This is a genomic window from Bradyrhizobium sp. SZCCHNR1051 (assembly GCF_032489615.1).
In the GTDB taxonomy this organism is placed as follows: domain Bacteria; phylum Pseudomonadota; class Alphaproteobacteria; order Rhizobiales; family Xanthobacteraceae; genus Bradyrhizobium.
This window is the reverse complement of record NZ_JAUEYJ010000003.1, coordinates 181,781-206,001: the sequence shown is the minus strand read 5'-3', so window position 1 is coordinate 206,001 and position 24,221 is coordinate 181,781. Positions and strand designations below refer to the sequence as shown.

Genomic DNA, 24,221 nt, shown 5'->3' with positions numbered 1-24,221 from the left:
GAGAACCGCTTTACGCCGCCGCAGGGTCGGGCGTGTATGACAATGACCTCGGTCAAATTGTCCAGGAACGACCAATGCCGGTCATGAGTTCGGAACTTGCACCTAGCCGGCCGGAGCGCGCGGACGCTGATCGCGCTGGCGGCCAAGCAGGCCGGCCATGCCGTGACGGTCGCGGCCACCTGCAGCGACGCGATCCGCGAGGTGCGCAACAAGCGCTTCGACTGCGTGACGCTCGATCTCATGCTCGAGGATGGCGACGGGACCGAGGTCCTCAAGGTCATCGCAGATACCCGCTTCGCCGGTTCCGTGATCGTGATCAGCGGCATGGATGCGGCGAAGCGAATTGAGGCCCGGCTGTTCGCGCGCTCGCTCGGGATCGACCTGCAGAGTCTGCCGAAGCCGGTCGATCTGGCGGCGCTGCGCATCTGCCTTGCCAATCTCGGCAAGACTGCGCTCGGCCTGCCCGTGGTCCACACCTGGGGCGGCGTCGCAGCCGAAAGTGTTGCCGCGAAGCATCGGTCCTGAGAGACCTGCATCGGCACAAGCCGCGGTCCAGAGTGCACATCCTGTGCAACGTCCAAATCGCGCCGATCTCTGATCAAGACGAGGGCAAGGCTGGCTGACGGCTGCACGTCTTGTGTCAAATGCCGTGCAGATTTTCGTGGCAAGAGCCGTGCAATAGTCTGGCACCGAGCATGCCCGTTCGGCGTGGTGCAAGCCGGCAACGCCGATGCGATCAGAGCTTGATGTCGATCATGACGCTGTCGACGTTGATGTGTTTTGCAGAGCAGCATGCCGCTCACGACGGCTGCCTTGAGATCGTGTCCAGATCGTGGTCTCGTGAAGGCGGTCACCGATCTGCAGCTACTACTTGTGGGTTAGGACCATAAACCGTACAAATACGGGTGCCCAAAGCACCCGACGAGTATGGTATCATAACACGCGCTTTCATTGTTTCTTCTCCTTTGCAAGAGCAATCGCCCATGGCCGAACAAACAACTTCTCGCGGTGAGATCTTTGTCGTCGATGACGATCCAGCCGTGCGTGACACCCTCTCGATGGTCTTGTCGGCGGGTGGGTATGAAGTGATCTGTTTTGCGGACGGCGCCGCGCTCCTGGCGGTGGCGCGGAGCAGGACACCGGCCTGTATCCTGCTCGACGTGCACATCCCCGGAAAGTCGGGTCTCGACATTCTCAGGGAACTGCACGGCGAGGACTATCCGGCTCCGATCTTCATGATCTCGGGCCAGGGCGACATTCCGATGGCCGTGAATGCGATCAAGAACGGGGCGCTCGACTTCATCGAGAAGCCGTTCCGCGGCAGTGAGATCGTGGCCCGTCTGAACGAGGCGATCGGCGCGTTCGCGCGGCGGCAGAAGGAGAACGCCTCGCCGAAGATCGGCTCGCTGCATTTCCCCGGCCGCGAGCCGCTGACGCGGCGCGAGCGCGAGGTCCTGGAACAGTTCACGGCGGGGGCCTCGAACAAGGAGGCGGGGCGCACGCTGGGCATCAGCCCGCGCACGATCGAGGATCACCGCGCCAACATCATGAAGAAGCTCGGCGCGCGCAACGCGGCCGATCTGATCCGTATCGTGATGACGGCGTCGCGCGCCAATTGAGCCGATGGCCGGGCCGCCGCAGGTGGCCTCGCTCTGGAGCAGCGGCAATGGCAAGCGCCAGGCCACGTTGGTCAGGCCGCATGGTCAAGCCGCATTGCTCAAGCCGCATTGCTCAAGCCTCGGTGGCGGCGAGCGCCTTGCGGATCATCTTGGCGAGCTCGGATTTGCGGTACGGTTTCGGCAGCAGAAGAATTCCCTCGTCGAGCCGACCGTGATGCACCACGGCATTTTCGGTGTAGCCGGAGGTGAATAGGACCCGCTGCGCCGGGCGAATCCGCTGGATCTCGGATGCGAGCTGGCGGCCGTTCATCGTCCCCGGCATGATGATGTCGGTGAAGAGCAGATCGAACGGCTCCCCGGCATTGGTGATCGCCAGCGCTTCGGCGGCATTGGCCGCCTCCAGCGTCGCATAGCCCAGCGCATGGAGCTGGGCGAGAACGTAGCCGCGCACCAGCCGATCGTCCTCCACCACCAGGATCGTCTCCTGGCCGCCCTGGATCGCCGGCGCGGCGCCCGATGGCTGCGTGACGGCCTCTTCGCTGCCCGGCGGCAGGTACATCCGGATCGTGGTGCCGTGGCCTTCTTCGCTGTAGATCCTGATGTGTCCGGCCGATTGTTTCACGAAGCCGTACACCATCGACAATCCGAGCCCCGTCCCCTTGCCCGGCCCCTTCGAGGTGAAGAACGGATTGAACACCTTGTCGATGATGGCGGCCGGAATGCCGCTGCCACTGTCGCTCACCGCGATCATCGCGTAGCGACCGGGCCGCACGTCGTCGTAGAGACTTGCGTAGTTCTCGTCGAGGTCGGCCCAGCCGGTCTCCAGGATGAGCTTGCCGCCATTCAGCATCGCGTCGCGGGCATTGAGCGCGAGGTTGATGACCGCCGTGGCGAGCTGGTTCGGATCGACATGCGCCACGCAGGTCTCGTCCTGGAAGACGGACTCGATCTCGATCTGCTCTCCGAGCGTCGGCCGCAGCAGCTTGGCCGTGTCGATCATGAGCGTGTTGACGTCGACCTCGCGCGGCTGCAGCGGCTGCCGGCGCGCAAAGGCGAGCAGATGCTGGGTGAGATCGGCACCGCGCGCGGCGGCCTCGTCGATCATCCTGGTGATCGCGGCGAGCTGCGGCTCCTTGGCCACGGCCGCGGCGAGAATCTCGATTGTGCCGGTGATCACGGTGAGGATGTTGTTGAAGTCGTGCGCGATGCCGCCGGTGAGCTGGCCGATCGCCTCCATCTTCTCGGACTGGCGGATCCGCTCCTCGGTCGCGATCTTGTCGGTGAGGTCGCGGAAGAAGCCGTTCAGCACGAAGCCGTTGCGGGTCTTCAGCGCGGTCACGCTGAGCTCGGCCTTGAACTCGCGGCCGTCGCGCCGCTTCACCATGACCTCGCGCCGACGGCCGACCCCGAGCGCGCTCGCTTGTCCGGTCATCAGGATGCGGCCGAGCGCCTCGCGCAGCTCCTCGCCGACGTCCCCGACCGTGATCACGTCGAACACGTCCTTGCCGATGATCTCGGCGCGCGACCAGCCGAAGATCTTCTCGGCCTGGGAGTTCCAGTTGAGAATGGCGCCGTTGTCGTCGACCTGGACGAAGGCATCGAGCGCGGTCTCGATGATGTTGCGGGCGAGCTGCTCGCTCTCCCGCAGCGTCTCCTGCGCCAGCCGGCTCTCGGTCATGTCGCGCCCGATGAAGAAGTGGCGCTGCACCGGCTCCGACCAGTTCGAGGTCCAAGACAGAGTCACCACGCGGCCGTCCTTGTGGACGTAGCGGCAATCGGAGGTGCGTGCGCGCAGGCCGAGGCGCGAGGCGCGAAGCTCCTCGCGTGCTTTGAGCAGATCGCCGGAGTGGATGAAATCCGCGCCGCTGCGGCCGATCATCTCGGCCGGCGTATAGCCGAGAATCGTCTCCACGCTCGGTGAGACCTGGACCAGGATGCCATTGCGGTCGGTGATGAGGATCAGGTCCCGCGACGTCTCGAAGATGCGCCGCCGCTCCTCGGTCTGCTGGCGCAGCGCCAGCTCGGTCCGGCGGCTCTCGGTGACGTCGCGTGCGATCTTGGAGGCGCCGATGATCTGGCCCGTCGGTGATTTGATCGGCGAGACGCTGAGCGAGACCTGGACCAGCTCACCGTCCTTGCGGATCCGCACCGTCTCGAAGTGCTGGATCCGCTCGCCGCGGGCCATGCGCGCCAGAATGTCCTGGGCCTCGGCCATGCGCTCTGGCGGCACGAGGAAATCCGCACGGCGGCCCACGGCCTCCTCGGCGGAGTAGCCCAGCATGGCCTCGGCTGCCGGATTCCACGCAGTGATGGTGCCGTCCAGCGACAGCGTCACGATCGCGTCGTTCGACGATTCCACCGCTGCACTGTAGAGCCGTTCGCGGGCGGCGAAATGGTCGCGCGCCGCTTCGGTCAGGTAATGCTCCTGGACTTCGCGCTCGAGCTCGGCGGTCTTGGTGCGAACCTCGTCCAGCACGCGGGCAAAGGCGCGCGCCAGCACGCCGGTCTCGCCGACCGCTTCGAGCGGAATGTTCACCGCCTCGCCGCGGCCCACGCCTTCGACGGCCTGGGTCAGCTGGTTGATCGGTCGCGTCAGCGAGCGCGCGACCACGAAGGCGAGCGCTGCTGCGCACAGCATCGCGATCAGGCCGACCTCGATCGCCGTCTTGCGGATGGCGAGGGCGGGCGCCATGAAGGCGGTGTTCGGGATCGTCTCGATCACCGCCACCCATTCCTGTCCCGCGAGCAGCGCCGGAGCAAAGGCGACGCCGCCGGGACGATCGGCCTCGTCGTGCAGGATCCGCGCGAAACTCTCGGCGCTGCCCGTCGCGCCGGCGAGCGTCGGAAAATCGTCCTGCCATCGCGTCGATCGGCCGCGTTTGGAGGCGAATTCCCGGTCTGATTCGGGATGGAAGAGATAGTCGCCGCGGGCGTTCACCACGTAGAGCTGGGCGCCCGGCCGGGCCGCGGTGCGCAGATGCGCGAAGATCGGGCGCATGTCGAGATCGATCATCAGGATCGCGTACGGCTTGCCGTCCGGCGCGAACACCGGCGTGCCGACGCACAGCATCGGCACGCCTGTCTTGGGATCCGTCGTGTTGCCGTCGAGAATGATCGGCGAGAGCCGGATGCCGCCGGGCGGCAGGCTCAGCGTCTCCTTGATGTAGTTGCGCTCGCCGCGCGTGATCAGCTCGTCCTCCGGAACGATCCGCACCGTGTTGCCCGGCCCGAGCCGGTCGACCCGGATCAGCTCGCGATAATTGTTCTCGATCCCGACAAGGCGGATCATCGCGTAGGTCTGCTTGGCCTGCAGCTCAGCGAAGTAGCGCATTGCGACCCGCTCGCGCCACGACTGCGCCGGCAGCCCTTCGCGGGGATCGGGAGCCCCCGTCTTCAGCGTGCGTATCAACGTTGCCAGATTTGGCGAGGCGCGATAGCCGTTGATGTCGTTGCGGGCACCGCCGACATAGTTTTCGAGCTCGGTCGCCATCAGGCGCGAATGCGACTCGATTCGATCGAGCGCGCGCGGCAGCAGCGCCCGCTCGAGGCTGCGGTAGCCGAGCCAGCCGACGGCGAACACCGCGATCGCGACCAGCAGGATCATCGCGACAGCCAGTCGCGTCGTCAGCGTGATGCGGCCGCCGAGCCGCGGACCCTCGCTCGCGGGCTGCGCGCCGCTCAGCAGGGGCTCTTCGCTTCGGCTGTCAGGAGTTCGGAACAGCATCGTGGCCTGGCCTGGGTCGAGTAGCCTGATCGCCTGCCGATGCCAGGCAATCGGAAACCATCGTCAGGAGGGCTGCCGGCTTGAACGGCTTGGGCAATGCGGAAACCGCTCCCAGCTTGGTGGCCATGGCAAGATAGTCGGGCTCTGACATCGAGGTCGGGGTGTGGGGACGTCCCGAGGTCATGATGATCGGAACACCCGGCGTTTGCTTGAGGATCATGCGCATCGCCTCCAGCCCGTCCATGCCCGGCATGAAGATGTCCAGGATCACCAGGTCGAAGCTCTCGCTTTTGAAGCGGACGAGCGCCTTCTGGCCGTCACCGGCGATTCCGACGACGTGACCGGCGCGTTCGAGCACGCGCTGAATTGTCAGCTGCATGAGCGGATCGTCGTCCACGACCAGAATCTTCGCCACGCTCCGCATCTCCCGATTGGCTGGCAGCAAGACCAACGGTCAGTTGTAAAGGTTTTGCCCAATTCGCGGCGCGCCGCAAGCGCTTCGCCGCGCAAGTCACATGCAGGATGGGACGCGGTGATCGATGTCCCGTGCGGGCGAAGGGTGGACCATCCGGGCGCCGTGCCTGCATTCGAGGCGCTCGCGCCGTAGTTGCAGGGCGCGGAGCGCTTCACAATCGCCTCGTCCCGGCGAGGGCAGTCGCGCTGAATGCACAATATTTGAGCACATGTCTAAGGTCGACGATCCCGGGCGGCGCGACGGGTGGGAGACGATGCGGACCTGCACGGGACGGAGTGGCCACAGGAGCGACGTGCCGGGGTGCGGCGTGACACCGCTTATGTCCTCCGATTGGGCGGGCCGCTAGCCGCTGAGATAGTCCGGCCAGCGGCCGCGAATGGTCGCGAGGTCGCTCAGCGTGCCGGTCAGGTGCTCGCGCAGATGCGTCTGCGCCTCGTCCGGCCGGCCCGCGGCGATCGCGTCGACGATCTGCTTGTGGTGGCGCAGGATGGTCTGCGCCTTGCCGGGCGAAGGCAGATGCAGCCGGCGCAGCCGGTCGATGTGACCGCTGCGGCTGCGGACCAGACTCCACAGCTCGTGCTTGTCCGCGGCGGTGTAGAGCCGCTCATGGAATGCGTTGTCGACGATCGTGAACGAGGTGAAGTTGCCGTCCTTGGCGAACCGTCTCTGCTGGGCGATCAGGGCATGCAGCTCGTCGATCGGGGCCGCCGCCGGCGTCAGCGCGAGCAGCCGCACGATCTCGAGCTCCAGCGCCTGGCGCAGGAACTGCGCCTGCTGCGCGCGTGCCACGTCGATGCGGCTGACCAGGGTTGCATGCTGCGGGAAGACGTCGACCAGGCCCTCTTCGGCCAGCCGCATCAGCGCGTCCCGGATCGGTGTCGAGCTGAGGCCGAACTCGGCTTGCAGCGCCGGCCGCGACAATGGCGCTCCCGGCGGCAGCGCCAGCGCGATGATCTGGTCGCGCAACCGCTCGAAGACCTGCGGTGCCGCACGCCGGCTCGGATCGAGCCGTTCGGGCGGGAGAACCGCAGCAGGCGTCGCGGGCAATGCCATTTGGTCGGACGTCCGGCTCGAATGTCGCAGGGCAGAACAGCCCTTGTCAGAGATGCACTAATGCATTAGTGCATCTCTCCGCCGGCCGTCAAGAAGGAGCCGGCACGCGAGGAGGGATGTCCCATGTTCGAGAAGTTCGGGCGCTCGGCCGCACGAGCCGCCGGCCTGCTGGCCGCGCTGCTGGTCGCGGCGGCCTGGAATGACGCCGCACAGGCCCAGCAGAAGACCGAGGTCTCGCTGTCGCGCCAGCCCGGCATCTTCTACATGCCGAGCCACATCATCGAGAAGAACAAGCTGATCGAGAAGCATGCTGCCGCGCTTGGCGTGCCCGGCGTCACCACCAAATGGCTGACCTTCTCCGGCGGCGGCGCGCAGACCGATGCGCTGCTGTCGGGCAGCGTCGACATTCTCAACACCGGCACCGGCAATCTGCTGTTGTTGTGGGACCGTACCCGCGGCGGCGTGAAGGGTATCGTCGCGACCTCCGCACAGCCGATGACCCTGATCAGCCGCGATCCCAACATCAAGTCGATCAAGGACTTCGGTCCCACCGACAAGATCGCGGTGCCGACCGTCAAGGTCTCGACCCAGGCCATCGTGCTGCAGATCGCGGCCGCCGAGGCGTTCGGCGCCGACCAGTGGAATAAGCTCGACGCCAACACCGTGCAGCTCGGTCACCCCGACGCCTATACCGCGCTTTCGAACCCGCAGCACGAGGTGCACAACCATTTCTCGATTCCGCCCTATACGTTCCTCGAATTGAAGAACGTCCCCGGCGCGCACGTCGTGATGAATTCGCCCGACGTGATGGGTGGACCGCTCAGCCAGGCGCAGTTCTTCACCACGACGAAGTTCGCGGACGCCAACCCGAAGATCATCCAGGCGGTCCGCGACGCCACCAAGGAGGCGCAAGACCTGATCCGCAGCGATACCCGGACGGCGGTGGAGATCTACAAGGAGATCACCGGCGACAAGACCTCGGTCGAGGATCTGCTCGCCTGGCTCAAGGAGCCCGGCATGATGGAGTGGAACCTGGAGCCGCAGGGCACGATGAAGTTCGCCGCGCATCTCGCCAAGATCGGCACCATCAAGACCCAGCCCAAGGCCTGGACCGACTACTACCTGCCGGTCGCGCATGATCTGAAGGGCAACTGATGTCTGCGCTGCTCGATGTCGATGGCGTCACTTTGCGCTACAGGACCTCCAGCGCCGTGATCACGGCGACCGAACGCGTCGGCTTCTCCGTCGACCGCTCCGATCGCTTCGTGCTGCTCGGACCGTCCGGCTGCGGCAAGTCGACCCTGCTGAAGGCGGTCGGTGGCTACATCAAGCCGAGCGAGGGTCGGATGCGCATCAACGGCCGCGAGATCACCGGTCCCGGCGCCGACCGCATGATGATCTTCCAGGAGTTCGATCAACTGCTGCCGTGGAAGACCGTGCTCGCCAACGTGATGTTCCCGCTGCTGACGGCGCGGCGCATGCCGCGCAAGGAGGCCGAGAGCCGCGCCCGCGCCTACATCGAGAAGGTCGGGCTGACGCGCGTCGTCGATGCCTATCCGCATACGCTGTCGGGCGGCATGAAGCAGCGCGTCGCGATCGCCAGGGGCATGGCGATGGAGCCGGACATTCTCTTGATGGACGAGCCGTTCGCGGCGCTCGACGCGCTGACGCGGCGGACCTGCCAGGACGAGCTGTTGCAGCTCTGGAGCGAGACCAAGTTCACCGTGCTGTTCGTGACGCATTCGATTGCGGAGGCCATCAAGATCGGCAACCGCATCCTGCTGCTGTCGCCGCATCCCGGCCGGGTCAAGGCCGAGGTGATCGACGTCGACAAGGTCTCGGCCGAGGATGGCAGCGCGGCTCGCCTGGAGAAGCAGATCCATGATCTCCTGTTTTCTGAACCCGCAACGGCACATTGAGGGCCGCTCCCATGGCTGACGCAAAGATCATCCTGCGCGACACGGCTGCGGCGAGCGCGTCCCCGGCCGAGGTCGAGCGCAAGCTCGGCATGCTCGAGCTGCTGTGGAACGACGGCTTCGTGCGCAAGACGCTGATCATCGTCGTGCTGGCCGCGATCTGGCAGGCCTACGGCAGCTATCTCGACAATCCGCTGCTGTTCCCGACCTTCTCCGACACCATCGCTGCGCTCTGGGAGAAGGTCCGTGACGGCACCATTCCGATGCGCGCCTGGACCTCGCTGAAGGTGCTGTTCATGGGCTATGCCGCCGGCATTACGCTGGCGGCCATCCTGACCATACTCGCGATATCGACCCGCATCGGCACCGATTTCCTCGAGACCGTCACGGCGATGTTCAACCCGCTGCCGGCGATCGCGCTGCTGCCGCTGGCGCTGATCTGGTTTGGGCTCGGCAGCGGCAGCCTCGTCTTCGTGCTGATCCATTCGGTGCTGTGGCCGGTCGCGCTCAACACCCATTCCGGCTTCAAGAGCGTGTCCAACACGCTGCGCATGGTCGGCCGGAACTACGAGCTGAGCGGCCTTTCCTACGTCATCCGCATCCTGATTCCCGCGGCCTTCGGTGCCATCCTCACCGGCCTCAAGATCGGCTGGGCGTTTGCGTGGCGCACCCTGATCGCGGCCGAGCTGGTGTTCGGCGTCTCCTCGGGGCAGGGCGGCCTCGGCTGGTTCATCTTCGAGAACCGCAATTTGCTGGAGATTCCGGCCGTTTTCGCCGGCCTCTTGACCGTGATCGTGATCGGCCTCGTGGTCGAGAACCTGATCTTCCGCACCATCGAGCGCCGGACCGTGCTGACCTGGGGGACGCAATCATGAGCGAGCGCAGGCAACCCGATCAATTGCGCAGCGCGCGCTGGTTCGCCCCCGACGATCTCCGCTCCTTCGGCCATCGCTCGCGCGTGATGCAGATGGGCTACGCCCAGGAGGAGTGGAAGGGCCGGCCGGTCATCGCCATCATCAACACCTGGTCCGACGCGCAGCCCTGCCACATGCACTTCAAGCAGCGGGTCGACGACGTCAAGCGCGGCGTGCTGATGGCCGGCGGCTTCCCGATCGAGCTGCCGGCGCTGTCGCTGTCGGAGTCGCTGTTGAAGCCGACCACGATGCTCTATCGCAACATGCTGGCGATGGACGTCGAGGAACTGTTGCGCAGCCATCCCGTCGATGGCGTCGTGCTGATGGGCGGCTGCGACAAGACCACGCCGGCGCTGCTGCTCGGCGCCACCAGCATGAACCTGCCGGCGATCTATCTCCCCGCAGGACCGATGCTGCGCGGCAATTGGAAGGGCAAGACGCTCGGCTCCGGCTCCGATGCCTGGAAGTACTGGGACGAGCGCCGCGCCGGAAAACTGTCGGACGCCGACTGGAATGCGATGGAGGCCGGCATCGCGCGCAGCCATGGCACCTGCATGACCATGGGCACGGCCTCGACCATGACCGCGATCGCCGAAGCCATCGGCATGACCTTGCCCGGCGCCTCGTCGATTCCCGCCGCCGATGCCGAGCACATCCGCATGAGCTCGGAGTGCGGCCGCCGCGTCGTCGAGATGGTGTGGGAGGACCTGACGCCGTCGAAGATTCAGACGCGGCCAGCGTTCGAGAATGCGATCGCGGTCGCGATGGCGATGGGCTGCTCCACCAACGCGATCATCCACGTGATCGCGCAGGCACGCCGCGCCGGCGCCGATATCGGCCTCGACGATTTCGAGGCCGCGAGCCGCAAGGTGCCGGTGCTCGCCAATGTCCGGCCGAGCGGCGACACCTATCTGATGGAGGACTTCTATTACGCGGGCGGTCTGCCTGGCCTGATGAGCCGGATGAAAGAGCATCTCCATCTCGACTGCCTCACCGTCAACGGCCGCACGCTGGGCGACAACATCACAGGCGCCGGCGTCTACAATGACGACGTCATCCGCCCGCAATCCAACCCGATCTACCGCGAGGGCGCGCTCGCCGTGCTGAAGGGCAACCTTGCGCCGGACGGCTGCGTCATCAAGCCCTCCGCCTGCGAGCCGCGCTTCCTCAGGCACACGGGCCCGGCGCTGGTATTCGACGACTATCCCTCGATGAAGAAGGCGATCGACGATCCCGATCTCGACGTCACGGCCGATCACGTGCTGATCCTGCGCAACGCCGGGCCGCAGGGCGGGCCGGGCATGCCCGAATGGGGCATGCTGCCGATCCCGACCAAGCTCGTGAAGCAGGGCGTGCGCGACATGGTGCGGCTGTCGGACGCCCGCATGAGCGGCACCAGCTACGGCGCCTGCATCCTGCACGTCGCGCCGGAGGCCTATGTCGGCGGTCCCTTGGTGCTGGTGAAGAACGGCGACCGCATCACGCTCGACGTCGCCGCGCGCACCATCAATCTTGATGTGCCGGAGGACGAGCTGGCGCGCCGTCGCGCCGCCTGGACACCGCCAACGCCGCGCTTCGAGCGCGGCTATGGCTGGATGTTCGCCCGCCACATCAAGCAGGCCAATGACGGCTGCGATTTCGACTTCCTCGAGACCGGCTTCGGCGCGCCCGTGGGCGAGCCGGTGATCTACTAACTCCACAGTCGTTCTGGGGCGGGCGAAGCCTGACCCCGGAACCTCGAGATTTGCGACTCTGACTATCACCGCGACAAAGGTGCGCTCCCTCCCCCCTTGCGGGGGAGGGTCGGGGAGGGGGGTACCCCAAGCGACACCGTTGATGAGGACCCCCACCCCCAACCCCTCCCCGCAAGGGGGAGGGGAGAACTGCGAGCACCGACCGCATGACCAGACTCAGCACCTCCACCCGCAACAAGCTCAAGACCGTCTCGACCGCGACCGTCGCCACCGCGCTGTTCAAGCGCGGCCTGCGCATCCAATGCATCCAGAACGTCCACCCGCTCAATCCGGGGCAGCCGACCATGGTCGGCGAGGCCTTCACCCTGCGCTATATTCCGGCGCGCGAGGACCTCAACACCATCGAGGTGTTTCGCGACCGTGCCCATCCGCAACGCAAGGCCGTGGAGGAGTGTCCGCCCGGTGCCGTGCTGGTGATGGACAGCCGCAAGGACGCGCGGGCTGCCTCGGCCGGCGCCATCCTGGTGAGCCGCCTGCAGCAGCGCGGCGTCGCCGGCGTCGTCACCGATGGCGGGTTTCGCGATGCGGCCGAGATCGCCAAGCTCGGCATCCCCGCGTTTCATCGGCGCCCGAGCGCGCCGACCAATCTCACCCTGCATCATGCGATCGAGATCAACAGCCCGATCGCCTGCGGCGACGCGCCGGTGTTTCCCGGCGACGTCATCCTCGGCGATTCCGACGGCGTCATCGTCATCCCCGCGCATCTTGCCGACGAGATCGCCGAGGAGACGTTCGAGATGACCGCGTTCGAGGATTTCGTCGCCGAGCAGGTCGCGAACGGCCGCTCCATCCTCGGCCTCTATCCGGCGACCGATCCGCAGACGCCGGCGGATTTCGCCGCGTGGCGCGCGAAGAACGGCAGGTAACCGTCACACACTCCGCTGTCGTCCCGGCCTCGAGCCGGGACCCAGAAACACAGGCGGATGTGACTACGAAGAAAGTAGCTCCAGCCTGCCCAACAGCCGGGGACGGTGGTTATGGGTCCCTGCGTTCGCAGGGACGACACTGTTGGTCGGGCGAGATCCCGCTACACATCTCGCTGTTGCTGTCAGTCGCCGCGCTCACGCGCTTCTATCCGCCAAGCCCACCGCCCACAGCGCGAACGCATAGACGATCGCGACCTCATCCAGCCGGTTGAAGCGGCCGGAGGCGCCGCCGTGGCCGGCGCCCATGTTGGTGCGCAGCACGACAGGGCCGCCACCGGTCATGGTCGCGCGCAGCCGGGCGATCCACTTCGCCGGCTCCCAATAGGTGACGCGCGGGTCGGTGAGACCGGCCATCGCGAGGATCGCGGGATAGGGCTTGGCAGCGACGTTGTCGTAGGGCGAGTAGGACAGGATGGTGCGAAAATCCGCTTCGCTCTCGATCGGGTTGCCCCATTCGGGCCATTCCGGCGGCGTCAGCGGCAGGCTGTCGTCGAGCATGGTATTGAGCACATCGACGAACGGCACCTCGGCGACGATGCCGGCGAACAGCTCGCCCGCGCGGTTGGCGACTGCGCCCATCAGCATGCCGCCGGCGCTGCCGCCATGGCCGACGATGCGCTTCTCGCTCGTGTAGTTGGCGGCGATCAGCGCCCGCGCACAGGCTGAGAAATCGTCGAAACTGTTGGTCTTCTTCTCGCGCTTGCCGTCGAGGTACCAGCCCCAGCCCTTGTCGGTGCCGCCGCGAATATGCGCGATGGCATAGACGAAGCCGCGGTCGACCAGCGACAGCCGGTTGGTGGAGAACGACGCCGGCATGGCATGGCCGTAGGACCCGTAGCCGTAGAGCAGCAGCGGCGCGGCGCCGTCGGCCTTGAAGTCGCGCCGATGCAAGAGCGAGACCGGCACCTCGGCGCCGTCGTCCGCCTTCGCCATGATGCGCGTGGTGACGTAGTCCGCCGGATTGTGCCCCGACGGGATTTCCTGGCGCTTGCGCAGCGTTCTAGCGCGCGTCACCATGTCGTAGTCCCACACTTCCGACGGCGTCGTCATCGACGAATAGGCAAAGCGCAGGTTGGTGGTGTCGAACTCGTAGGAGCCCATCGCGTCGAGCGAATAGGCGCCCTCGTCGAAGGCGATCGCGTGCTCCTCGCCGGATTTCAGGTCTCTGATCACGATCGACGGCAGCGCATTGGCGCGCTCCAGCCGCACCAGATGGCCGGCATAGAGATCGTGGTCGAGCACGTAGATGCCGGCGCGGTGTGGAATGAGGTCGCGCCAATTGGCGCGCTCGGGCGCGGCCAGCGGCGCGGTCACGATCTTAAAGTCGATCGCGCCGTCGGCATTGGTGAGAATGAGCAGCTCGTCGCCGCGATCGGCGATCGAATATTGCACGCCGTTCTCGCGCGCGGCGACCAGACGCGGCGGCGCATCGGGATGATCGAGATCGATCAGCCGCTGCTCCGAGGTCTCATGGTCGCCCCCGGCAATCACGCAGAACCGGCCGGAGGTCGACTCGTGCACATGGGTGAACCAGCCGGTGTCCTTCTCCTCATAGACCAGCAAATCGTCTGATTGGTTGGTGCCGAGCTTGTGCCGCCACACCTGCATCGGGCGGTGATTGTCGTCGAGCTTGACGTAGAAGAAGCTCTTGCAGTCACGCGACCACACCACGCCGCCGTCGGTCTCCTCGACGAGATCGACGAGATCGTTTCCACCGTCCCAGTCGCGGACGCGGATGGTGAAATATTCCGAGCCCTTGGTGTCGGCGCTCCAGGCGGCCAGCTTGTGGTCGTGCGAATGCCGGCTGCCGCCGAACTTGAAATACTCATGCCCGCGCGCCAGCGCATCGCCGTCGAGCCCGATGGTCTCCGCCCCGCCGTTGCGCGGCGTGCGGCAGAACAGCTCGTGCTGCCCGCCCTCGCGGTACTTTCGGAAGTAGGCGTAGGGCCCGTCCGGCGATGGCACCGAGGAATCGTCCTCCTTGATGCGGCCGCGCATCTCCGCGACGAGCTTCTTCTGCAGCGGTGCGGTGTGGCCGAGCACGGATTCCGCATAGGCGTTCTCGGCCTCGAGATAGGCGCGGATGTCGGCGTCGAGCAGCGACGGATCGTGCAGCACCTCCTGCCAGCGCGCATCCTTCAGCCAGGCATAATCGTCGCTCACGGTGATGCCGTGGCGAGTGAAGGAATAAGGGCGGCGCGGCGCCACCGGCGCACTTGTGCTGCTGTCGGTCATGTCGTCCTTTACGGGGTCACGCTCTCGCCGAGCCATTGGATCGCGGCGTCGAGGCCGCCGCGGCCATGCGGAATCTTCAACGCCACCAGCGCCATTTCGATCACACCGAGCGTGCCCAGCACCATCGGCGCGTTGACATGGCCCATATGGGCGATGCGGAACGCCTGGCCCTGGAGGTCGCCGATCCCGGTGCCGAGCACGACGCCGCACTGCTCCTTGCAGTAGGTCTGCAGCACGGCCGGATCATAGCCGCCGCCGACCAGCACCGTGGTCACGGTGTTGGAACGCTCCGCGGCGTCTGCGATATTGAAGCCGATCACCTGGCCCTCGCTCCACTTCGCCACCGCGCGGCGCACGGCCTCGGCGAGCAGGGCATGGCGGCGGAAGGCGTGCGGTAGCCCCTCGGCGAACAGCATGTCCATCGCCTGGCGCAGCGCGAACAGCAGATGCACCGGCGCGGTGCCGCCATATTTGCGATAGTGCTCGGCGCCCTCGCGCTCACTCCAGTCCCAATAGGGCGTGCGCATGTTGGCGCGCTTATGCGCCTCGAGCGCGCGGTCGTTGGCCGCGACGAAGCCGAGGCCGGGCGGCGTCATCAGGCCCTTCTGCGAGCCGGACATCGCGACGTCGATGCCCCAGGCATCCATCTCGAACGGCATGCAGCCGAGCGAGGCGACGGTGTCGACCATATAGAGCGCCGGATGGCCCGCGGCCTTGATGGCGCGGCCGATCGCCTCGACATCGTTGACGACGCCCGAGGCGGTGTCGATCTGCGCCACCACGATGGCCTTGATGGTGTGCTCCTTGTCGGCGCGCAGCCGCGCCTCGACCTCGGCCGGGCGCACCGCGCGGCGCCAGTCGCCCCTGAGAACCTCGACCTCGGCGCCCATCGCGCGCGCCGCATGGCCCCAGCCGATCGCGAAGCGGCCGCTCTCCAGCACCAGCAGCTTGTCGCCGCGCGACAGCACGTTGGAGAGCACGGCCTCCCAGGCGCCATGGCCGTTGGCGATGTAGATGTAGGTCTTGCCCTTGGTCGCGAACAGGCGGCCGAGATCGGACATGATGCCGTCGGTCAGCTCGACCATCTGCTTGGAGTAGATGTCGAGCGCCGGGCGGTGCATCGCCTGCAGCACCTCGTCCGGCATCGTGGTGGGTCCCGGGATGGCCAGAAACTCCCGGCCCGCGCGAACGGTCATTGTCAGTGTCCTCGGCGATGTGGTTTGGCGGTTGAGGGTGGTGGCGGGCTCTCGCACACGGCTGGCCCACGGTCGTTTTACGTGGCGCGGCGCATTAAGAAAAGCCGGAGAAGCCGGGGGGCTGGCATGCCCCGGCAGGCCGGCGCGTCAGGCCGTCAGCGCCTCGTCTCGCGGCAGCCGGCGGCCTCGGCCTCCTCGACCGAGCAGAACCAGCGCGTGCCCTTGGCGACGTGCATCTTGATCTGAGCGTACCAACGGCTCTTCGGCGTGTGATAGATGCACTCGCCGGCGCCGTTGACGTTGCCCTTGATGGTGCAGTCCGGTGACGGCGCGACCGGTCCCGAGGCCGAGGCGAGCAGGATGGCTTTCGCGCTGTCCGGTGGCTTGGTGGCGCCGAGGATCGTGGTCTTCTTGTTGCGCACCCGCCAGTCCCACGGCGCGATGAATGCACCCTGCCACATGCCGGCCTTGGCGGCGCGCGCCTCGGCCTCGTCGGGCTCGTAATCGTGCGAGATGGTGCGATAGGCCAGCGCCCAACCGCTGCGCACCAGCCATTTCTGGATGTCCTCGCCGTCGACGTCGCAGCGCGCGACCTGGCGACCGCGGCGATCGATCGAACGCGGATGACAGGTCCAACTCTTGCCGTCGGCGTGCTTGATCAGTTCGTCACGCGCGGCCACGCCGCAGGTCCAGCGCTCGCCGTTCTTGTTCAGGCAAAGCTGATCGACGGCGGGCGCGTCGATGCCGCCGAGCCGGATGCGCGTCGTGCCGATCAGCACGCTGTCGGCCTCGCGGACCTTGGCGGGACCGGTGATGTCGGCGGCATGGACGAGCGACGGGGCGAGCGTGAGCAGGAGAAGAAGTGCTGGCTTCATCGACATGAAAGGGCGCGGAACGTCCTTGGGATGGATTGATGGGGGCGATTGTGCGGCGGATCGGCCCGTGGTTCCAGCGCCGTGATTGCCTGAGCCGCTCAACTTCGCGCGATGGTGGGACGGGAGTTGCGACTCGAGCTATCACTACAACGGCGGTGCGCTCCCCTCCCCCTTGCGGGGAGGGGTTGGGGGTGGGGGTCCGCGGCGCTGAACTCAGCAGCTGTGTGAGATCGCGCCAAGCCTTTCGGCCACGGCCCTTGTGAAACGTAGAAAACGCTGACGCCCTCAGCGGCACACGCTGTCATCACTCAGAGCGCGACTCGTGGACCCCCACCCCCGACCCCTCCCCGCAAGGGGGAGGGGAGTGGACCGACACCGTCGACACAGAGCTTCGGCCTCACCGCACCACGACCCTTCGCGCCAGCGCCAGGCCCATCAGCACGAAGGCAGATGTCACCTCGGGGCCGCCGACCAGGATGCGGGTCGGGGTCTTCATCTTGTTCCATTCATAGGCGCGGTACGGATGCCGCCGGCCGCCCTCGCCGAACGACGTCACGATGCAATGCACCGCGGGCGCGAAGCTCGCCGCAGCGCCGCCGAGATGTCCGAGCGCAATCAGCGCCAGCGCGGCGTCGAACGGGTTCATCTCGCGGCCGATCAGCTCGTCCTCGACATAGCCGAGCACGCGCAGACGAATGAGCTCGAACGCGCCGTCGGGATCGATCGCCCGCCGCGCGGCGGGCGGCAGTGCCATGAAGGCGTGGTAGCAGCGGCCGAAATAGGCGCAGTACAGCTCCGGCAGATAATAGATGTGCGCGCGCGGGTCGGCGAAGGCGCCGCTCAGCACCAGCCGCTGCTGGAAGCCGACGATTCGCCTGACGACGTCGAGCCGGGCTTGCGTCTCCAGGACCTGCCAGCGTGCGAGGTTGCGGAACGACACTTCGAGCACGTCGAGATTCAGCGTCGGATCGAGATCGTTGCCGTAGGGCCGCTCGCCGGCCAGGCTGTCGATCCAGGTCGCGACGCCGCCTTCATAGTCGATGTTGTCGTTGATCGGCACCGTCACGCGCGGCTCGTTGCCGCCGGCGCGCACCTGGTAGCCGGCATAGAAATCCAGCAGCGGCTGGCTCAGCATCGGATCGTCCGAGCCGGCCTGCGTCGCCGCCGAGAACGAGCACGCCGTGGTGTCGCAATCCGGCACGTAGACGCCGAAGCCGAGGTCCTGCTTGATCTGGGTGAAGAAGCGCGAGAAGCGCGGATGCGGCGGCGGCGCCAGCGCGGTGACGACGTCGTAGCTCTTGCCGTCGGCGCCGCGCACCTCCTCGCGGCTGACGGTCAGGCAGAACTCGACCATGGCCGAAATCGCCGTGCGCGCCGCGGTCGCCTGCTCCGACGAGGCGAGGCCGGTCTCCAGATAGCTCAGCAGCGCCTCGGTGAAGAACGCGTCGTAATAGGCCGAGCGGTGGCGGATCTGCACCGGCTCCCACATCGGCTCGGCGATGCCGCGCCACGGCGGATTGATCACCGCGGCCGCCGGCGATCGCGCGATGAAGACGCGGGCGAGGTTGAACAGCAACGTCGAGTTCTTGTAGCCGCGCGCGTCCAGCCCCTGCAGCGCCATCAGCACCTCGCGGCCCTTCATGTCGGGATCGCCGATCAGGTTGAAGGCGGCATAGGTCGGGATGAAGCCATTGCGGCTGAACGAGCCGAGCAGGTCGGCGCCACAGGCCCGGATCACGCGGTCGATCTCGCCTTCCGGCGGCATGGCCGCCGCCGCGGTCCGGCGCGGCGGGGCAGGGTGATGCAAGGCGACGCTGTCGACCAGATCGGCGATCGGGCGGCCGACCTGCTCCCAGTCCGGCGTCGGATTGTCGCGGGCGAGAACCAGCGCGTCGCGCAGCGCATTGAGAACAGCGGGATCGTTCAACTCGGGCAGGCCGGCACGGCGCAGCAATGCGCGTAGCGCGGGGTTCCCCAGCGCGGTCCGGTAGAATTTCGACAGATGCGGGTCGCCGCTGCCGGGCCGGCGCAGGATGGGATCGCAGACCTCGTACAGCGAGGGCCCATCCTTCCGGGCCGTCAGTGCGCGGCAGGCCGCGCCGGCGAAATACTGGAAACTCAAGCGAGGACTCGCAGGTTGTCGGAGGCGGGACGGACGGCATGCGCTGCTCGAAACGCCCGGCAAACGGCGCGTCACGCGCATGCATGGGGCAAACTGACACGCTGGACGGCCAAAGACAACGTGACGGCGGTCACGGCGCGCGAGGCGGATCTGGCGGTATTATGGCTTCCCGGCGGTCCGCCCAGGGCTCTTTGGAGATCGGCGCCATGGTTAAATTTGCGTTTCTCTTCAAGTGCTTGAAAAGTCAAGGCTGTTCCGATGTTGCTTGGGATGCGGGTTCGGGTTAAGCCTTTCCTCGTTGCGGTGCCGCAAATTGCGCGCAATTCGACGACACATCGTCTCGCAACCCCTCAAACCTCAGAGGCGCCAGCGCGACCAAAGGGTGCGCCCCTTTGGTCACGCTTGGGCAGGCTCGGACCAGGATTGACGTGATGACCGCAAGGCAGCCTTCTCTCTCCCGCCGATCGGCCGTGATCGCCGCCGCGCTTCTCTGCACGGTGTCGCTCGCGATCGGTGCGCATGCTGCCCTCAACAAGCGTTCGCTCGAGGCGCCCAAGGCGGCAGCCTCAGAGCAGAGCAGCGTGGCGACCGGCAACGGCGCGCGCCTCGCGCTGGTCATCGGCAATGGTCATTACCCCGATGCGAATGCGCCGCTCGTCCAGCCGATCAACGATGCCCGGGCGCTGACCGGCGCGCTGCGCCGTGACGGCTTCGACGTCGATGTCGTCGAGGATGCCAACAAGGACGACATGATCCGCGCGGTCGAGCGCCTCAAGGCCAGGATCAAGCCCGACTCCGTCGTGATGCTGTTCTTCGGCGGCTACGCCATCCAGGCGGGACGCGAGAGCTACATGATCCCGGTCGATGCCAAGATCTGGAAGGAGGCCGACGTGCGCCGCGACGGCACCAGCATCGAGGGCCTGCTCGATACGGTCCGCGAGCAGGGGGCGCGCGCCAAGCTGGTCGTGATCGACGCCGCGCGCCGCAATCCCTATGAGCGCCGCTTCCGCGCCTATTCGCACGGCCTGGCGCCGATCAATGCGCCTGCCAATGCGCTGATCCTGTCGTCGGCGACGCCCGGCAAGGTGCTGGACGATCCGAAGGGCCAGAACAGCGTGCTGGTCGGCGAGCTGCTCAATCAGCTCGGCAAGAGCCCGAGCGCCGAGGCGGTGTTCAACAAGACCCGCAACGCCATCGCGCGCAGCTCCGACGGCGAGCAGGTGCCGACCGTGTCGTCCTCGCTGGTCGAGGACATCCGCTTCAGCGCCGACGTCGCCAACGCCGGCAGCTGAGGCGGCGGTTTTCCATCTCTCGTCCAACGCATCTGACGCTCGGAGCGTCTGCCCCGCTCTCACCAAGCTGACGGTCAGCTCCCCTCCCCGCAAGGGGGAGGGGAGCGGACCGCGTCTGGCGCGGTCTCCCCGCTATGTCCCGCAGGACTCGGCCGTGTCCGTCAATTGCTCGCCATCACCGGCCGCACCGGATCGCCTTCGCGCAGCAGCGCGCCGGCGCGGGTGACCACGACGTCGCCCTCGGCCAGGCCGTCGCGGATCTCGACCTGGCCGCCGGCCATCAGGCCGATCTCGACCCGCTTGGTCTCGATGCGCTGGGCGCGGACCACCTGCACCACCGTGCCGTCCGGGTCGTACAGCACGGCGGTCAGCGGCACCGCGACGCCGCAGCTCTGGCCGATCTTGATCACGGCGCGCCCGAACGAATTCACCAGCAGCCGCGCCGTGCCGGTGATGCCGATGAAGGCCTGGCCGAGCTGGCTGTTCGGCTCGACGGTCGGCGCGACCCTGCGGATCTTGCCCTCGACCTCGCCGGCCCCGACGATGCGAATCCGCGCCGTCTGGTTGACCGCGAGCTTGGCGAGCTGCGCGCTCGGCACCAGGCCGACGAGATCATATTCATTGCGGGCGAGAATGGAGAACAGCGCCTCGCCGCGGCCGGAGGCGAACGCGCCGATGGTGGCGCTCGACGACAGGATGCTGCCCGCCACCGGCGCCTGGATCATGATCGTGCCGCCCTCCGGCGGCGTCAGCCGCGCCAGGTTCTGTCCGGCCGTGACGGTGTCGCCGGCATCAACCAGCACCTCCGCGACCTTCAGTCCGGGACGGTCGGGCCTGACCGCGGTCTCGTCGCGCGCCAGCACCATGCCGGACACCTCGACGGTGTTGTCGAAGCAGGCCTTGGTCGCCTTGAGCACGCTGACCGCGGCGCCCCTCGGCGCGGTGTCCTCGGCCGCCGCCGCAGCCTGCATCATCGCCAGCAGGCCGGCGGCGGCAAGCATCGGCATCCGGCGCATCGTGGCGGCAATTGCGGCATGTCCCATGCGAAACCGATCCTCGCGAAAACCCATTCATTCAGCGGCCGCGGTCGGGATAGCAGACGCGCAGCCGCCGGGCCAGCCGACCCGCGTCCCTGGTAGTCGCGCCAGGGTGCCGCGACGTTCAGCCGACGGTGCCGAACTTCTCGGCCGGGTCCACGTTGACGCTGCCGAATGTCAGACGTCTTTTCACTTGGGACTCACGACCATGCTTCGGCTCTGGATACCGCTTCTGCTCTGCGTCGTCGTCGTCGCGCCTGCGGTCTCCGCCGAGCTCACCGCCGACGCCGTCAACGGCGCCGAGTTGCGCAAGCGGCCGCCGGCCGAGGAGAAGATGGATCCGGTGGCGATCCGCGCCCAGGTGCTGCTCGATCGCGCGCGCGTCTCGCCCGGCGAGATCGACGGCCGCTTCGGCGACAATGCGCGCAAGGCGCTCGCCGCATTCGCGCGCGCCAAGGGGCTTGTGGGCGATCAGGGCCTTGCCGGTGATGCGAAGCTGACGCCCGAGCTGTGGGATGCGTTGCTGCGCGGCGACCAAGCGCCTGCCATCGTCTCCTACACGATCACCCGCGACGATGTGAAAGGGCCGTTCCTGAAGAAGCTGCCGCAGCACATGGAGGACATGAAGGACCTGCCGGCGCTCGGCTACACCTCGCCGCGCGAGGCGCTGGCCGAGAAATTCCACATGAGCGAAGCGCTGCTGTCGGCGCTCAATCCGAAGGCCGGCTTCGACAAGGAGGGCGAGCAAATCTCCGTCGCCAATGTGATGAAGCCGGACGACGCCGCGCCGAAAATCATGCGGCTCGACATCAGCAAGGACGCCGGCACCGTGCAGGCGTTCGACCGGGACGGCAAGCTGGTGGCGGTATTTCCCGCCACGGTCGGCAGCGAAGAGAAGCCGACGCCGGTCGGCAGCTTCAAGGTGATCTCGATCGATGCCAACCCGAACTACCGCTATAACCTCGACTACAAGTTCAAGGGTGTGAAGGCGCGCAAGCCGTTCACCATCAAGCCCGGCCCCAACAACCCGGTCGGCGCCTATTGGATCGGCCTGTCGGTCGGCATCGGCTACGGCATCCACGGCACCGCCGAGCCGTCCAAGGTCGGCAAGTCGGAGTCGCATGGCTGCGTGCGGCTGACCAATTGGGACGTGCGATTCCTCGGCGACCACCTCGCGAAGAAGGCGAAGGTGGAGCTGCATTGAGCGGGGCGTTGCCGCTGCGATTTCCACCGGCCTTCAATGGACCCAAGCCGCATCGGCAACCTCCGCTGTCGTCCCGGCCTTGAGCCGGGACCCATAAACACAGGGAGAAGTTTGAGGCAGATGGGTCGCTGACACCGCGCCCCGACAACCGCTGCGGCGCGTGGCGGCCCTAGTCAGTGCCACGCCGCGCCATCGCGCGATGCTGCCTGCGGGACGACGGCTGAGCGCACCATGCCAGCCCTACGTCATTGCGAGCGCAGCACGTCATTGCGAGCGCAGCGAAGCGATCCAGACGATGTCCGCGGGGCCATTCTGGAATGCTTCGGCGCAACTGCGCCTCGCAATGACGACGCAACTCATGAGGAGACGGTAGCAAAGCCAAACAAGCACGCGCTACGCCGCCGCCCGGACATTGCCAACGCCCATCCAGCGCGCATAATCGCGTTCACCGCAACCGGAAAGCTGGCCCGAACATGACCCCGGAGCATTTGCGCGACCGCCTGTGGCCGCCGCCCAAGCCAGGTGTCGATTGGTCGAAGTGGATCGGCTCGCCGGTGGCGTGGCTGGCGCTGTTGCTATCGGCGGCGAGCCTGTATGCGACCGTGGTGAGGACCAGGGACGACCTCCGCGTGGTCATCAACAATATCCCATTCATGTCGGTGTCGTCGAAAGCGCAGGAGCTCAGCGGGCTGAGCCAAAATCTCGTCTTCGTCAACGCTGGCAACCGGCCTGTGGCGGTCACCAAGATCAACCTCACCGTCTGGTTTCGTCCCGGTAACGAGAGGCCAGAGCCGTCGTGCGATGAGCATGGAATGAAGGCGCTTTTGAACTATGTCTTCACGCCTCTGGTGATCAAGCCAGGTGAAATGAGTCTCCTCGCGCTCGACACGTTGGAGGACGGTGGCGCCGGCGCCGCCGCGTCGGGCTTTTCGGGCCCCACGCGCGCGATCAGCTACGAGGTCCGGGACGGCAGGTTAACCTCTTTCGATCTCACACCCGCGCCGAAGAACGGCGACCTCATGCTGGCCTGCCTGCGTTTCCACGTGATCCTGCCTGACAGCGAGTCACAGCAGAAGGAGGTCTTGATCGGCGCCGCACCGATGAGCAACGTCAGCGGCTCGCTCTATTCGGAGACGTACATGCTGATGCGAAACCCAGTTCCTCAAGTGCTCGTCAGTCGCTGACGGCCGCTTCGAGGGGGCGGTCGCCCCCGTTCAAAACGAAAGCCGATCATTTGACAGGGGGGCCCGCCGACCTCGCTTGCCGTTCGGGGGCGCGGCCGCCGCGCGCTGCGCGCGGATGCGCTCGAGCAGGACGCTGGCCGGCTCGTCGTTCGGGTCCTGCGGCACCAGCTCGACCTTGAATGCCTTGGTCAGGATCGCCGCCTCCAGCCGGTCGAGCAGCGCTCGTGCGCGCGCCGCCTCGGCTTCGAGGCGGTCGGCTTGGGTAAAGCTTGCTTCCAGCCGTCCGATCAATTCCCGCCGAACCTCGCCTGGGGGAAAGGGAAGGCGGATGCGACGGAATGCATCCTGACTGATGTTGCGCATCGAGCAGATTTCCGGTGGCAAGGCTCTCGATTTGATGTCGTCCTGCCGGTGATCTGAGAAACCACAGAATGCCCCCATCGCGGCCAAATCATCTCATCGAAATACCGCTCAATCCTTGGTCGCAAAAGACGAATTTGTCTAGCCGTTTCAAGCTGATTTGCCCTGTCCAGATGTTCGGTAAAAAAGAAATCGCTTGCGCCGTCGGGCAAATCGGGTGGAGATTTACGCCCGTCCCGCCTCGTTGAAGAGGGGCGCTTTCGCGAACGTCACGACGCGTTGGGGTGGGATGCGATGGCCGCGATGTGGTGCAGCGTGCTCGGCACGCCGACGTA

At 66.5% G+C, this 24,221-nt stretch carries 19 protein-coding genes; 10 read left to right on the top strand and 9 right to left on the bottom strand.

Going from position 1 to position 24,221, the window contains the following annotated elements; genetic code table 11:
- Positions 1 to 96 precede the first annotated feature (96 nt).
- The gene (locus QW868_RS04565; protein WP_316230008.1) at positions 97 to 525 is read left to right on the top strand and encodes a response regulator; all 429 of its coding nucleotides are present in this window, start codon (positions 97 to 99) and stop codon (positions 523 to 525) included.
- 458 nt (positions 526 to 983) lie between these two features.
- The gene (locus tag QW868_RS04560) at positions 984 to 1,619 is read left to right on the top strand and encodes a response regulator transcription factor (RefSeq protein WP_315717165.1); all 636 of its coding nucleotides are present in this window, start codon (positions 984 to 986) and stop codon (positions 1,617 to 1,619) included.
- A 112-nt stretch (positions 1,620 to 1,731) separates the two neighbouring features.
- On the opposite strand, the gene QW868_RS04555 is transcribed toward QW868_RS04560, so the two are convergent.
- The 3 genes from QW868_RS04555 to QW868_RS04545 form a co-directional block, all read right to left on the bottom strand.
- Positions 1,732 to 5,343 carry a PAS domain S-box protein gene (locus QW868_RS04555; protein ID WP_316230007.1) on the bottom strand — a complete coding sequence of 1,204 codons (3,612 nt, stop codon included), beginning with the start codon at positions 5,341 to 5,343 and terminating at the stop codon, positions 1,732 to 1,734.
- Entirely contained in the window at positions 5,324 to 5,758 is a 435-nt protein-coding gene (locus tag QW868_RS04550; protein WP_315777231.1) for a response regulator, read from the bottom strand. The genes QW868_RS04555 and QW868_RS04550 overlap by 20 nt, the downstream gene beginning before the upstream one ends.
- Before the next feature lie 402 nt (positions 5,759 to 6,160).
- Positions 6,161 to 6,871 carry a GntR family transcriptional regulator gene (locus QW868_RS04545; protein ID WP_315773920.1) on the bottom strand — a complete coding sequence of 237 codons (711 nt, stop codon included), beginning with the start codon at positions 6,869 to 6,871 and terminating at the stop codon, positions 6,161 to 6,163.
- Between the two features lie 123 nt (positions 6,872 to 6,994).
- On the opposite strand from QW868_RS04545, the gene QW868_RS04540 reads away from it, so the two are divergent.
- From QW868_RS04540 to QW868_RS04520, 5 genes are all read left to right on the top strand, one after another.
- Positions 6,995 to 8,026, top strand: coding sequence for an ABC transporter substrate-binding protein (locus QW868_RS04540; protein WP_316230006.1), 1,032 nt, complete (start codon positions 6,995 to 6,997; stop codon positions 8,024 to 8,026).
- On the top strand, positions 8,026 to 8,790 hold the full coding sequence (locus tag QW868_RS04535; protein ID WP_316230005.1) for an ABC transporter ATP-binding protein: 765 nt from the start codon (positions 8,026 to 8,028) through the stop codon (positions 8,788 to 8,790). The genes QW868_RS04540 and QW868_RS04535 overlap by 1 nt, the downstream gene beginning before the upstream one ends.
- An 11-nt stretch (positions 8,791 to 8,801) precedes the next feature.
- The gene (locus tag QW868_RS04530) at positions 8,802 to 9,662 is read left to right on the top strand and encodes an ABC transporter permease (protein WP_316230004.1); all 861 of its coding nucleotides are present in this window, start codon (positions 8,802 to 8,804) and stop codon (positions 9,660 to 9,662) included.
- On the top strand, positions 9,659 to 11,395 hold the full coding sequence (araD, locus tag QW868_RS04525) for an L-arabinonate dehydratase (protein ID WP_316230003.1): 1,737 nt from the start codon (positions 9,659 to 9,661) through the stop codon (positions 11,393 to 11,395). The genes QW868_RS04530 and araD overlap by 4 nt, the downstream gene beginning before the upstream one ends.
- Positions 11,396 to 11,601: 206 nt before the next feature.
- A complete protein-coding gene (locus QW868_RS04520) occupies positions 11,602 to 12,321 on the top strand; it encodes a ribonuclease activity regulator RraA (RefSeq protein ID WP_316230002.1) in 720 nt (239 codons plus the stop codon).
- 195 nt (positions 12,322 to 12,516) lie between these two features.
- Here the strand turns inward: QW868_RS04520 and QW868_RS04515 are convergent, their stop codons facing one another.
- The 4 genes from QW868_RS04515 to QW868_RS04500 all read right to left on the bottom strand — a co-directional run bounded on the left by QW868_RS04515 (position 12,517) and on the right by QW868_RS04500 (position 18,809).
- On the bottom strand, positions 12,517 to 14,616 hold the full coding sequence (locus tag QW868_RS04515) for a S9 family peptidase (RefSeq protein WP_316230001.1): 2,100 nt from the start codon (positions 14,614 to 14,616) through the stop codon (positions 12,517 to 12,519).
- Between the two features lie 8 nt (positions 14,617 to 14,624).
- A complete protein-coding gene (locus tag QW868_RS04510; protein WP_316230000.1) occupies positions 14,625 to 15,812 on the bottom strand; it encodes a pyridoxal-phosphate-dependent aminotransferase family protein in 1,188 nt (395 codons plus the stop codon).
- Positions 15,813 to 15,967: 155 nt separating this feature from the next.
- On the bottom strand, positions 15,968 to 16,693 hold the full coding sequence (locus tag QW868_RS04505) for a thermonuclease family protein (protein ID WP_316162503.1): 726 nt from the start codon (positions 16,691 to 16,693) through the stop codon (positions 15,968 to 15,970).
- Between the two features lie 391 nt (positions 16,694 to 17,084).
- Positions 17,085 to 18,809 carry a hypothetical protein gene (locus QW868_RS04500; protein WP_316229999.1) on the bottom strand — a complete coding sequence of 575 codons (1,725 nt, stop codon included), beginning with the start codon at positions 18,807 to 18,809 and terminating at the stop codon, positions 17,085 to 17,087.
- A gap of 431 nt (positions 18,810 to 19,240) precedes the next feature.
- Between QW868_RS04500 and QW868_RS04495 the strand changes: the two genes are divergently transcribed.
- Positions 19,241 to 20,101, top strand: coding sequence for a caspase family protein (locus QW868_RS04495; protein ID WP_315740775.1), 861 nt, complete (start codon positions 19,241 to 19,243; stop codon positions 20,099 to 20,101).
- 161 nt (positions 20,102 to 20,262) lie between these two features.
- Here the strand turns inward: QW868_RS04495 and QW868_RS04490 are convergent, their stop codons facing one another.
- Positions 20,263 to 21,144 carry an efflux RND transporter periplasmic adaptor subunit gene (locus QW868_RS04490; protein WP_410051277.1) on the bottom strand — a complete coding sequence of 294 codons (882 nt, stop codon included), beginning with the start codon at positions 21,142 to 21,144 and terminating at the stop codon, positions 20,263 to 20,265.
- 202 nt (positions 21,145 to 21,346) lie between these two features.
- Between QW868_RS04490 and QW868_RS04485 the strand changes: the two genes are divergently transcribed.
- Positions 21,347 to 22,342 (top strand): L,D-transpeptidase family protein, encoded by a 996-nt coding sequence (locus QW868_RS04485; RefSeq protein ID WP_316229998.1) that lies wholly within the window; start codon positions 21,347 to 21,349, stop codon positions 22,340 to 22,342.
- 473 nt (positions 22,343 to 22,815) lie between these two features.
- The gene (locus tag QW868_RS04480; protein WP_316229997.1) at positions 22,816 to 23,526 is read left to right on the top strand and encodes a hypothetical protein; all 711 of its coding nucleotides are present in this window, start codon (positions 22,816 to 22,818) and stop codon (positions 23,524 to 23,526) included.
- A gap of 30 nt (positions 23,527 to 23,556) precedes the next feature.
- Here the strand turns inward: QW868_RS04480 and QW868_RS04475 are convergent, their stop codons facing one another.
- On the bottom strand, positions 23,557 to 23,976 hold the full coding sequence (locus tag QW868_RS04475; RefSeq protein WP_316229996.1) for a hypothetical protein: 420 nt from the start codon (positions 23,974 to 23,976) through the stop codon (positions 23,557 to 23,559).
- Between the last annotated feature and the right edge of the window lie 245 nt (positions 23,977 to 24,221).